This is a genomic window from Brevundimonas sp. P2_A6 (assembly GCF_056404975.1).
The window spans coordinates 15,169-27,070 of sequence record NZ_JBFUCZ010000001.1; the positions used below are offsets into that span (position 1 = coordinate 15,169).

11 protein-coding genes are annotated in these 11,902 nt (G+C 67.0%); 8 read left to right on the forward strand and 3 right to left on the reverse strand.

Translation table 11 applies throughout. The annotated features are described in order from the left end of the window. Positions 1 to 155: 155 nt before the first annotated feature. Entirely contained in the window at positions 156 to 626 is a 471-nt protein-coding gene (locus tag AC1DW4_RS00110; protein WP_477015200.1) for a TIGR02300 family protein, read from the reverse strand. A gap of 135 nt (positions 627 to 761) precedes the next feature. Between AC1DW4_RS00110 and aroA the strand changes: the two genes are divergently transcribed. From aroA to mscL, 7 genes are all read left to right on the forward strand, one after another. Then, a complete protein-coding gene (gene aroA / locus AC1DW4_RS00115; protein WP_477015201.1) occupies positions 762 to 2,093 on the forward strand; it encodes a 3-phosphoshikimate 1-carboxyvinyltransferase in 1,332 nt (443 codons plus the stop codon). A gap of 4 nt (positions 2,094 to 2,097) precedes the next feature. Next, positions 2,098 to 2,424, forward strand: a complete 327-nt coding sequence (locus tag AC1DW4_RS00120; RefSeq protein WP_477015202.1) for a type II toxin-antitoxin system RelE/ParE family toxin — start codon at positions 2,098 to 2,100, stop codon at positions 2,422 to 2,424. Continuing rightward, the gene (locus tag AC1DW4_RS00125) at positions 2,414 to 2,722 is read left to right on the forward strand and encodes an addiction module antidote protein (protein ID WP_477015203.1); all 309 of its coding nucleotides are present in this window, start codon (positions 2,414 to 2,416) and stop codon (positions 2,720 to 2,722) included. The genes AC1DW4_RS00120 and AC1DW4_RS00125 overlap by 11 nt, the downstream gene beginning before the upstream one ends. Continuing rightward, positions 2,719 to 3,369 carry a (d)CMP kinase gene (gene cmk, locus AC1DW4_RS00130; protein ID WP_477015204.1) on the forward strand — a complete coding sequence of 217 codons (651 nt, stop codon included), beginning with the start codon at positions 2,719 to 2,721 and terminating at the stop codon, positions 3,367 to 3,369. The genes AC1DW4_RS00125 and cmk overlap by 4 nt, the downstream gene beginning before the upstream one ends. A gap of 157 nt (positions 3,370 to 3,526) precedes the next feature. Next, complete coding sequence (gene rpsA / locus AC1DW4_RS00135; protein WP_477015205.1) at positions 3,527 to 5,230, forward strand: 30S ribosomal protein S1; 1,704 nt, start codon at positions 3,527 to 3,529, stop codon at positions 5,228 to 5,230. Positions 5,231 to 5,524: 294 nt separating this feature from the next. Further along, complete coding sequence (locus tag AC1DW4_RS00140) at positions 5,525 to 5,815, forward strand: integration host factor subunit beta (RefSeq protein WP_477015206.1); 291 nt, start codon at positions 5,525 to 5,527, stop codon at positions 5,813 to 5,815. Between the two features lie 16 nt (positions 5,816 to 5,831). Continuing rightward, on the forward strand, positions 5,832 to 6,248 hold the full coding sequence (mscL, locus tag AC1DW4_RS00145) for a large-conductance mechanosensitive channel protein MscL (RefSeq protein WP_477015207.1): 417 nt from the start codon (positions 5,832 to 5,834) through the stop codon (positions 6,246 to 6,248). 21 nt (positions 6,249 to 6,269) lie between these two features. Here mscL and AC1DW4_RS00150 read toward each other — a convergent pair whose 3' ends face one another. Next, complete coding sequence (locus tag AC1DW4_RS00150) at positions 6,270 to 7,394, reverse strand: N-acetyltransferase (protein ID WP_477015208.1); 1,125 nt, start codon at positions 7,392 to 7,394, stop codon at positions 6,270 to 6,272. Positions 7,395 to 7,783: 389 nt separating this feature from the next. Between AC1DW4_RS00150 and AC1DW4_RS00155 the strand changes: the two genes are divergently transcribed. Then, the gene (locus tag AC1DW4_RS00155) at positions 7,784 to 9,724 is read left to right on the forward strand and encodes a peptide MFS transporter (protein WP_477015209.1); all 1,941 of its coding nucleotides are present in this window, start codon (positions 7,784 to 7,786) and stop codon (positions 9,722 to 9,724) included. Between the two features lie 52 nt (positions 9,725 to 9,776). Here the strand turns inward: AC1DW4_RS00155 and AC1DW4_RS00160 are convergent, their stop codons facing one another. After that, on the reverse strand, positions 9,777 to 11,828 hold the full coding sequence (locus tag AC1DW4_RS00160) for a TonB-dependent receptor plug domain-containing protein (protein WP_477015210.1): 2,052 nt from the start codon (positions 11,826 to 11,828) through the stop codon (positions 9,777 to 9,779). Between the last annotated feature and the right edge of the window lie 74 nt (positions 11,829 to 11,902).

An 11,902-nucleotide genomic window follows, 5' to 3' on the forward strand; every position in this document is an offset into this window, starting at 1 on the left:
GTCGATTTGCAGATCAACCCGGTTCCGCCTTTTATTTTCGCAGAGGTTTCGCGCGCTTGAGACCGGCCGAATTCAACCGGCCTCAAGTCGCCCGAAGGGCGATAGGCCGACCAACCTGCCCGGCCTCAAGCCGCGCGACCGCGTGGCAAACCGTCCTAGAGATCGTCGTCCTTGCCGCCCTTGACGACGTCGCCGTCGAAGGCGTCGTCGTCCTCGTCCTCGATGAAGGGCACGGAATCGTCGTCGTCGTCGTCGGCCAGAACATCGTCGTCGTCGTCGCCGTCGGCAGCGCCCATGCCGGGGGCGTCGGCCGCGTCAGCGGTGTCGTCGTCCTCGTCGTCGGGCGTCAGGATCGGCTCGTGGCCTTCCTGGTCGATCTCGGGCGTGACCACGGCCTCGTCTTCTTCATCCTCGTCGTCGGTCGCCTTCTTCTCGACGACCTGATCCTCTGCGTCGTCGGCGGCATAGCCACCCGGACGGCCGCGACGGCTGCGCAGCTTGATGGCTTCCTCGGGATCGAACTCGGTGTCGCACTTCGGGCAGTGCGCCGGACGGCGCTGGAGGTCGTAGAATTTGGCCTGGCAGTTCGGACAGACCTGCTTGGCGCCAAGTTTGGGATCGGCCACGGGTGATGGAGACCTTTGGATGGAGAGGAGGGGATTTCGGCCGCGTCCCTTGCCACCATGGGGGGCCGCTGTCAAAAGCCGTCTTTGGCGTGGCCATGCCCGCTTTCTCCCACACCGACATCCATGGAGCCTTTCGTGGCCTCCAACGCCTCTCATCTGACCGCGCGCCCCGGCCATTCCTTGAGAGGAACCGTGCGGGCGCCGGGCGACAAGTCCATGTCTCACCGCGCGATGATCCTGGGGGCCATGGCCACCGGCGTGACCGAGGTCGACGGTCTGCTGGAAGGCGACGACGTCCTGGCCACCGCGCGTGCGGCCGAGGCTTTCGGGGCGACGGTCGAGAAACTCGGCGGCGGACGCTGGCGGGTGACCGGGCGCGGCGCGTTCCAGACCCCGGCGGGCGTGATCGACTGCGGCAATGCCGGGACGGGCGTGCGCCTGCTGATGGGGGCGGCGGCCGGCTATCCGATCTCGGCGACGTTCGATGGCGACGCCTCCCTTCGCGGCCGCCCCATGGGCCGTGTGACGGATCATCTGACCCGCATGGGCGCGAGGTTCGACTGGAGCGGCAGGTCGGGTCTGCTGCCCGCGACCCTGACCGGCGGGACGCTGAACGCCATCGATCACGTCCAGACCGTCGCCTCGGCCCAGGTAAAGTCCGCCATTCTGCTGGCCGGGCTGAACGCCGACGGCGTCACCTCCATCACCGAGCCGGAGAAGAGCCGCGATCATACCGAACGGATGCTGCGGGCCTTCGGCGCGACCGTCGATGTCGAGGCCATTCCTGTATCTGGCGGCGAGGGCTGGGTGATCCGCCTTCGGGGAGGCCAGGCCCTGATCGGGACCGTCGTCTCCGTGCCCGGCGATCCGTCGTCGGCGGCTTTCCCGCTCGCGGCCGGGCTGATCGTCCCGGGATCTGAGGTCACGGTCGAAGGCGTGATGCTGAACCCCCTGCGCACCGGCCTGTTCGATACCTGGATCGAGATGGGCGCCGACCTGACCATCGCCAACCGTCGCGTCTCGGGCGGAGAGGACGTCGGAGACATCACCGCGCGGCACTCAGCGTTGAAAGGGGTCGTTGTCCCGGAAGGCCGCGCCGCCTCGATGATCGACGAATACCCGATCCTGGCCGCCACCGCCGCCTTCGCTTCTGGCATCACGGTCATGCGCGGCGTCGGCGAAATGCGGGTCAAGGAAAGCGACCGGATCCGCCTGATGGTCGACGGTCTGCGCGCCTGCGGCGTGGCGGTGGAGGAGGAGCCCGAGGGCTTCATCGTCACCGGAGGGGCTGTGCCCGGCGGCGCGACGGTCCACACCGCCCACGACCACCGCATCGCCATGAGCCACCTGGTGCTGGGCCTGGCGGCTGAGCGGGCCGTGAGCGTCGACGAACCCGACATGATCGCCACCAGTTTTCCAGGCTTCGTCGAGATGATGCGCGGGCTGGGCGGCGACGTCGGGGCTTGACGAAATGTCGCCTATAGACGACAGTCGGCCCGTCCAGATCGAGCGTACGGCCGTCTTCGCCGCGTGGCTCGATGCTTTGCGGGATCGCAATGGCGCGATGAGGATTTCGGCCCGGATCGATCGCCTCGCGGCTGGCCATTGGGGTGACGTGAAGTCGGTCGGTGCGGGTGTCAGCGAACTCCGTATCCACTATGGGCCCGGCTATCGGGTCTATTTGGGGCGGCGGAATTCAGCCTGGGTCGTGCTGTTGTGCGGTGGCGCCAAGGATGGCCAGGCGCGGGATATTCGCCGGGCCCAGACGATATTGGAGGCGATGAACCATGACGATTGAGACCCGGCCCTGGGACGCCGCCGACTTCATCCAGTCGCCCGAGGATGTCGAGGAATACCTGGTCGCCTCGTTCGAGGACGCCGCCGAATACGGTGATCCCGGCATAATCACGAACGCCCTGGGCACGGTCGCCCGCGCCAAGGGCATGACGAAGATGGCGGAGGACGCCGAGCTGTCTCGCACGGCCCTGTACCGTGCGCTCAGCGCGGAGGGGCGTCCTGAACTCGCCACCATCTTCAAGGTGATGCAGGCCCTTGGCCTGCGCCTGGCCCCCGTCCGCATGAAGCCCGCCGCTTGACCACCCCCTTCATCATCGCCGTCGACGGACCCGCCGCGTCCGGAAAGGGCACCATCGCCTCGCGCCTGGCCGCCCACTATGGCCTGCCGTTCCTGGACACGGGCCTGTTGTACCGCGCCGTCGGGCTGGATGTTCTGTCCAGCGGCGGTGATCTGGGGGACGAGCAGGCGGCCGAGGCGGCTGCGCGCGCGCTGGATGCCGAACGCGTGTCGGACGATCCGGCCCTGACGACCGGCGAGGCGGGCGAGGCGGCCAGCCAGGTCGCGGGGCATCCCGGCGTACGCGCGGCCCTTCTCGACCTGCAGCAGGCGTTCGCCCGCCAGCCGGGCGGCGGTGTGCTGGACGGCCGCGACATCGGCACCGTGATCGCGCCGGACGCGCCCGCCAAACTGTTCATCACCGCGACGCCGGAGACGCGCGCGCGCCGACGCTGGCTCCAGCTGACCGGACGAGGGGATACGATCGCCTTCGAAGCCATGCTGGCCGACATTCAGCGCAGGGATGAGCGCGACGCGGGTCGCGGCTCGGCCCCCATGATGCAGGCCGACGACGCCGTCTTGCTGGACACGACCGATATGGATATAGAGAGCGCCTTCGATGCGGCCCGCCGTATCGTCGAGGCGGCGCGCGCGAGGCATGGGCTCTAGGGTCCCGATCGCAAATCCAACGCTCCCATCCTCGGCTTCCGCGGGCGCTCTGGTTCGACCGAACCTCGCTGCGAACACCGACGACCCATCTCAAATCCAACCTCGCGCAGGGCCGTCCGGCCGTGCGCCATAGCCCCATCGGAAACGCATCCGCTTCATGTCTGATACCCTCAACCCCACGCGCGACGACTTTTCGGCGCTGCTCGACGAACAACTGCAAGGCCGCGATCTCGGCGAAGGCCAGGTCGTTCACGGCCGCGTCGTCGGCATCGAAAAGGACATCCTGATCATCGACGTCGGTCTGAAGACCGAAGGCCGCATCTCGGTGCGCGAGTTCGCCATCGGCGAAGGCTCCGTGGTCCCCAAGGTCGGCGACAATGTCGAAGTCTATCTGGAGCGCGTCGAGAACGCCCTGGGTGAAGCCGTCATCAGCCGCGACAAGGCTCGCCGCGAAGAGGCCTGGACCCGTCTGGAAGTCGTTTTCGCCGAGGGCGTGCCGGTCAACGGCGCCATCGTCGGTCGCGTCAAGGGCGGCTTCACCGTCGATCTGGGCGGCGCCTCGGCCTTCCTGCCCGGTTCGCAGGTCGACATCCGCCCCGTGCGCGACGTCGGACCCCTGATGGGCAAGGAACAGCCGTTCCAGATTCTCAAGATGGACCGCCCGCGCGGCAACATCGTCGTCTCGCGTCGTGCGATCCTGGAAGAGGCCCGCGCCGAACAGCGCACCGAGCTGGTCGGCCAGCTGCAAGAGGGTGAAGTCCGCGACGGCGTCGTCAAGAACATCACCGACTACGGCGCGTTCGTGGACCTGGGCGGCATCGACGGCCTGCTGCACGTCACCGACATGTCGTGGAAGCGCGTCTCCCACCCGTCGCAGGTGCTCGCCGTCGGCGACACCGTCCAGGTGCAGATCGTCAAGATCAACCCGGACACCCAGCGCATCAGCCTGGGCATGAAGCAGCTGCAAAGCGATCCGTGGGACGGTGTCGAAGCGAAGTATCCGCCGGGCGCCAAATACACGGGCCGCATCACCAACATCACCGACTACGGCGCCTTCGTTGAGCTGGAAGCCGGCGTCGAGGGCCTGGTTCACGTCTCGGAAATGTCCTGGACCAAGAAGAACGTCCACCCCGGCAAGATCGTCTCGACCTCGCAGGAAGTCGACGTCGTGGTTCTGGATGTCGACGCCTCCAAGCGCCGCATCTCGCTGGGCCTCAAGCAGGCTCAGGACAATCCGTGGGACGCCTTCGTCGCCGCCAACCCGATCGGCTCGACCGTCGAGGGCGAGGTCAAGAACGCCACCGAATTCGGCCTGTTCATCGGCCTGGACAACGACATCGACGGCATGGTGCACCTGTCCGACCTCGACTGGTCGGTCTCGGGCGAGGAAGCCATCCAGCGCTACCGCAAGGGCGAGATGGTCAAGGCCAAGGTCCTGGACGTCGACGTCGAGAAGGAACGCGTCTCGCTCGGCATCAAGCAGCTGGGCGGCGATCCCGTCGGCGACGGCGACACCTACAAGAAGGGCCAGACCGTCACCGTGACGGTCACCTCCATCGAGTCGGGCGGCATCGAGGTCAAGTTCGGCGAAGACGACGCGCCGGTCACCTCCTTCGTGCGCAAGTCGGACATCAGCCGCGACAAGAACGAGCAGCGCCCCGAGCGTTTCGCCGTCGGCGACCGCGTCGATGCCCAGATCACGAGCATCGACAAGGCCACCCGCCGCATCTCCGTCTCGATCAAGGCCCTCGAAATGGCCGACGAGAAGGAAGCCATCGAACAGTTCGGATCCTCAGATTCGGGCGCCTCGCTGGGCGACATCCTGGGTGCGGCCCTGCGCGAGAAAGCCAAGCAGGACTGATGCTCTAGTGGCCTGACGCTCGACGCGCGGCGCCTCGCTTCTTGAGGCCCGTTCGTCGGACGGCGAGCCACCGTCCGATGACTGACGATGCGGGCGGCCGGAGTGATCCGGCCGCCCGTTTTCGTTGGCAGGCCTGTTCCGTGCACGGTTAACGACATTTAACGATCATTCCCTGACGGAAACTGATCAAACCCCCTTTTTCGCCCGGCGAGCGAAGGCTAGGGTGCCCTCGCAACCGGATTGAAGTTGCACCCGTATTTGCTCTTCAGAGCAGGAAAGGGCGGGGGCCTGGACATGATCAAGTCTGAGCTGATCGAGAAGCTGGCGGCTGAGAACACCCATCTCACCCATGCCGAGGTGGAGCGCGTCGTGAACGTCGTGCTCGGACGCATGACCGAGGCCATGGCCGAGGGCGGCCGGGTCGAGCTGCGCGGCTTTGGTGCCTTTTCGGTGCGATCCCGGCCGGCGCGCGCGGGCCGCAATCCGCGCACCGGAGAGACCGTCGACGTTCCGGCCAAGGCCGTGCCCTTCTTCAAGAGCGGCAAGGAGCTGCGCGAGCGGCTGAACGCCAGCGGCGACGCCTGAGCTGGAGACGACATCGATGGGTCTGGTGTCCGAGTTCAAGGAATTCATCTCGCGCGGCAACGTCGTCGACCTTGCGGTCGGCGTCATCATCGGCGCGTCTTTCGGAAAGATCGTCACCAGCCTGGTCGAACAGGTGGTCATGCCGCCGATCGGCCTTCTGCTGGGGGGTGTCGATTTCTCGCACCTCCAACTCGTTCTTCGGCCCGAGAACCCGGCCACCGAGGAGATCGAACTGGTCGCGATTCAGTATGGGGCCTTCATCAACACGATGATCCAGTTCCTGATCGTGGCCATGGTCATCTTCCTGATGGTCAAGGCGATCAACAGGCTGAAGCGCGCCGAGGCCGCCGCGCCCGAGGCCCCGCACGTCCCCACGGCATCCGAGGCCTTGCTGGCTGAAATCCGCGACGAGCTGAAGCGCGGCAGGCCCTAGGCTCCGCCCCCCAGGCGACCCTCAGGCCGCCCGGCGCGCGGCGACCGCCGCCACCGGCACGGGCCTCAGACAGATGCCATAATCCCCATCGAACGGCGTCGGGGCCCAGCTGTCGATGCCCGATGTGCCCGGCTCGAACCGGACGTGACAGTGGCCCCACCCGCCCTCGTGCCGGGCGGTCGGGGCCAGCGGCCCCAGACGCTTCAGCAGATGGTCGTTGACGGTCTGGATGCGGACCTTGGCGGCCCCCAGCGTCCTGGCGTTCTTGATCAGCGCCTCCATCAGGGCGGGAATAGCGCGCGGCTCGTCCTTCAGGGCGACCAGATCCAGCACCTCCAGCATCGGCGGCTCGATCGGATTGCCCTTGGACATCACCGCCATGGCGAAGCCGGTGATCGCCTTGCCGGCATTGAAGCCCAGCAGCAGGGGCCGCAGCGTCAGGTCGGGGTCGCTCAGACGCCAGCGCATCGTCGCCGGGCTGCGGTCCGCGATCAGCCGCCCTTCGCCTTTCAACGCGGCCCAGAAATCTCCATAGCGCGACCGGTCGGTCAGGTCGGACACCACCGCCACGCCGGCCGGCAGCGAAAGGGGCTCGGCCGTCCTCAGGCGCCCGTTCAGCAACCGCTCGTGGGTCGGATCGATCAGCCTGGGCGCGCGCCGATCGACCTCGCGCCACACACGCCCCCCCGCGCAGGCCAGGCTGTCGACCCGCCACGACAGCTTCAGATCGTGCGTCGTCGGCGGCCAGGCGACCATGCCGTATCGCTTGTACAGCGGGCTTGAGGTCGGATTGGCGTTGAAGGTGTAACGCGCGAACACGCCCCGCTGTTCGGCGAACGTGCGCAGCAGCCGTCGGCTCTGCCCGCGCGCGCGGGACGTGACGATGATCGAAAACCCCGTCGCCCCATACAGGGTCTCGTCGCCACGGTGAAACCGCTGGACGAAGTTGCCGGTCATCCCGCACGGCTCGCCGTCGTCGTCGGCTTCCAGCAGCCATCCCGCCGGCGCGCCGGCCTCCAGCCGCGCCGGGTTGTCGGCCAGCCATCGCCATCCGGCCTGCGAGCGCCGGGGCCAGCCCACCGAGCGATGCAGGGCATTCAGCGCCTCGTGGTCGTCGTCGTCGATCGTGCGAAGCGAGAAGGTCATCCGGATAATCCCGTGGCGAGACAGCTGCCCGTCCTGATCTGGACCGCATGCACGAGCCACGCCATTTCATACAACCCAAAGACGAATAAAGGATGATCAAGAGTTGTGTAACGAGCGTTGGCCTTTCCTCGCTCGCGGCGTGTGCAAGCCGATCCAACTCTTGGCCCAAGCTCCAGAACAGGCGAGGGGGTCGATGCCCCGCCCGATGCCGTGTGACGCTTTCGTTACCCATAAGGCTTGTCCGGCCTTGCCCGTCGTGCTGCTTATGCCGCAACGATGCGTCAGGGTGGGCGCGGGAATGGGAGTGAAGCGTTGATCAGGACGAACAGGGCGCGCGCGGCGGATCGGCCGCGCACATCGGTGACCATGATGGCCGGGGGGGCGGCGTCGTGAACATCGTCATTCTGGCCGGTCTGCTGATCACTTTCGCCACCGGCCTGCCGGTGCTGCTGCAGATCCTGAAGAACCACCCGCGCGGCCTGATCATCCTGTTCTTCGCCGAGGGGTGGGAGCGTTTCTCCTACTACGGCATGCGCGGTCTGCTGGTCTTCTACCTGACCCAGCATTTCTTCTTTGAAGACGACAAGGCGACGGCGCTCTACGGCTCCTACACTTCGCTCGTCTATCTGCTGCCGCTGTTGGGCGGCATCCTCGCGGACCGGTTCCTGGGCACACGGAAGGCGGTCGCCTTCGGCGCGCTTCTGCTGGTCGCCGGTCACGGGATGATGGCCTGGGAGGGCCGCGATTCCACGCAGACCCTGATCTACAAGCCCACCAGCGCGGCCTATTCGATCATGTCAGAGGGCCGCGGCGACGCGAGCGAAGTCGGCATCCGGATCGACGGCAAAACCTACAAGTTCGGTGGTGCCGAGGGAGGCGGCATCGCCATCAAGGACCTGCCGACGACGGCGTCGCTTCCTGCGGTCCTGCCCACCGGAACCTATGAAACCCAGACCAGCACCGATCCGCTGGGCGTGAACGTCTTCTATCTGGCGGTGTCGCTGATCATCATGGGCGTCGGCTTCCTGAAGCCGAACATATCCACCATTGTCGGTCAGCTGTACGAACAGGGCGATCCGCGCCGCGATTCCGGGTTTACCCTCTACTACTACGGCATCAACCTGGGCTCGTTCTGGGCGGCCATCCTGTGCGGCTATCTGGGACAGAATTTCGGCTGGCAGTATGGCTTCGGCCTCGCCGGGATCGGTATGGCGGCAGGCTTCGTGGTCTTCGTCCTCGGCAAGAAGCTGCTCCTGGGCCGGGCCGAACCGCCAAGACCTGAACTGCTGAAGGCACCGGTGCTCGGTCCGCTGAACCGCGAGTGGATCATCTACATCGGCGGCATTCTCGGCGTGATCCCCGTCTTCTTCCTGATACAGCATCGGGCCATCGTCGGGACGGCACTGGGCCTGTCGATCGTCGCGTCGCTGGCCTTCATCGCCTACATCCTCGCCGCCATCTGCAAAACCTGGGCAGAGCGTCAGCGGATGATGCTGGCCGTCGTCCTGATCGTCGGGGCGGTGATTTTCTGGACCCTGTTCGAACAGGCCGGCAGCTCACTCAGCCTGTTCGCCGATCGCAACGTCGATCTGAACCTGTTCCCGCAGGCCGTGCAGGCATTCGGCCTGACCTTCGGCACGCCGGAACAGCTGGCCGCAGCCGGTCTGCAACCCGGCGCGGGCTGGATCGACACGACCATGACCTCGTCCCAGACCCAGTCGTTCAACGCCGGCTTCATCCTGATCTTCGCGCCGATCTTCGCGGCGCTGTGGGCGGGGCTCGGCCGTCGCAAGCTGGATCCCGATCCGACGATGAAGTTCGGCCTCGGCCTGGTGCAGGTCGGCCTGGGCTTCATGGTCGTGGTGTGGGGTGCCGGCATGGCCAACTCGGCCTTCCAGATGCCGATCATCCTGCTGGGCCTGCTCTATATGCTGCACACCACGGGCGAACTGTTCGTCTCGCCGGTCGGCCTGTCGGAGATCACCAAGCTCAGCCTGCCCGCCGTCGTCAGCTTCATGATGGCGGTCTGGTTCCTGGCCTCCTCGATCGCCCAGTTCGTCGGCGGCTTCATCGCCGGCTTCGCCGGCACCGAGACGGTGGGGGGCGAGGTCCTGGACCCCGGTCTGGCGTTGCGCACCTCGCTGGGCGTGTTCGAGAAACTGGGCTGGGCCGGCATCGCGGCCGGCGTCGTCTTCATCCTGCTCAGCTTCGTCATCAAGGGCTGGTCGAACGGGGCCAACGACGCGTCGAACCACCCCGGACCGACCCTGACGGACGGCGGCAAGGAGGATGGCAACATCGCCGCGCCCCGGACCTCGACCCCGGGCTGATGTCGCCCGGAACGAAAAAGGGGCGGCGTCCACGCGCCGCCCCGCGTTCGCCCTAGAACGTCCTGCGCGCCTGAAGGAAGACGAACGGACCCTGGCGCGTGCCCCGGTCCTCTCGGAAGGCCAGCGGCGAACTGTCCCTCGGGCCGGAATAGACGAAACGGGTGCGGCGTCGTTCCAGGTCGCTGGCATTGCCTGCGTCGAACCGGAGCGTCAGCTCCGGCCGGGGCTTCCACTGGACGAAGAAGGTCAGGTCCGGATCGGTCTCGACGCGGCGAACCTCGCGGATCCGGTACTGGATCGAATCGTCGGTGTTGCAGCCGTGATGACCCCCGTATGACCACCGACCGTCCCGCAGATCCTGGTCGAAACTGACGCCGCAGCCATTGGCCAGCTGGCCGCTGAAGCGGCGCGCTTCGCCGGTCAGCGGATCGATCACGCTGGACTGCTGCCAACTGGCGCGGCCGTTGAACCGGGCGTGGGGCAGGCCGAACCGGTCCAGCGGCAAGGCCAGCTGGACCTGCTGAAAGTCCGAGGTGCCCGTCCCGATGTTGCCCACCGCTTCGAAACCACCGAACAGGGGAATGACGTCGACGATGTCCTCCCACTCTCGGTGCGACGCGGTCAGCGTCAGGACGCCCTCGCCCCAGAAGCGGCGCTCGTACACGCCTTCGACGATCCAGCTCTTCTCGGGCTCGAGCTCGGGATTGCCGCCCTCGACCTGGTTCAGGTCGACATCGGCCGAGGCGACGAAGTCTCCGAAGTCCAGCTGCCCCACCTCGCGCTCGACCCGCAATCGCAACTGGTGATCGGCGATCGGCGTCCAGGTCAGCTGCAGGCGCGGCTTGGGATAGACGAACGTCCGCGACAGGTCGCTGTCGCCCGACTGGCGGATGTCGGACACCTCGACCCGAAGCGCGGCCTCGACTGTCAGACCGGCACGGGGCCGCCAGGTCGCCTGGCCGAACGCCTCGCCCCTCAGTTCCTCGACCTTGACCGAGGCGGACGGCAGGGGAACCGGCACGCCGTCCTGGGCAAAAGACGTCGCGCTGTCCAGAAAGTTGTAGGCCGCCTCGCCGCCGCCTTCCCAGGCCCAGCGGTCATTCGGCCGAAAGCGCAACACGGCCCGGCCGATGCTCTCGCCCGCCGTCGATTCGGATCCGAAGTCGGACCGGCCGCCGGCGTTGCGCGACCCCGACGCACTGTCCTCGGTCGCATAGGTCTGCAGCCCGATCAGCTCGATCTCGCTGCGCTGGCCCAGCGCCCGCGACCAGTTGGCCCCGACCTCGCCTTTGGCGCTGCTGAAGTCGCCGGTGCTCAGCTCATCGCTGCCGACACCCGACACGATCCGGGTGTCGATCGAATTGGCCGTGTCGAAACGGCCGCCCAGGACGTTGATCCGCAGCTTGCCGCCACCGACCCTTCCCTGCCAGGCCACCGTGCCCGAAACATTCCGGTAGCGGTCCCATAGATCCAGGTCCGCCTCCTGGGTCGGGTTTCCGGCCGCGTCGTACCGACGACGATAGCCCGTGCCGGTCTGGGCGGTGCGATCCGACGTGGCGCTGAACGAGGCCTCCAGCTGGTCGTCCCCCTCCCGCCGCGACCAGGACCCCTTCAGCAACGGTCCGAGGTAGCCGTCGGGATAGACATAGCTGTTGACCTCGATCACCCGTTCGATCTGCACCGTGCGCCTCAGAACGACATTGGCGATGACGGCGCGGCCCTGCATGTCGATACCCGGCGCTCCGCCGCGGATCAGTTCGATCCGCTCCACGCTGTCGGCCGAGATGCGCCGCAGGACGGCGTCCAGTCCTTCGCTCTTGGTCGCGGGGCGATCCCCGTCGATCAGGACGTTGCCCGCCGCGCCGGCGAAGCCGCGCGTGTCGTTGTCGCCACTGTCCAGGCCGAAGCCCGGCAGGCGGCCGACCATGTCGAGCGCCGTATTCGGCCGGGAACTGACGAAGAAGTCCGGCGTGAAGATCAGCACCCCCGGCCCCGTGGGGTCGGCCGCTGGCGCCGGCTGCATTGCCTCGGCAACCTGGGCGCTCGCAGACATGGGCACGGCGAGGACGGTCGTGGTGGCGAGCAACAGGGTCCGGATCAACATGGTGCGCGCATCTCCGGCCCCCGGAAGCGGCGGGCCGGGTTCGCCTACAACGCCCCGCACGAACACGGGATTAA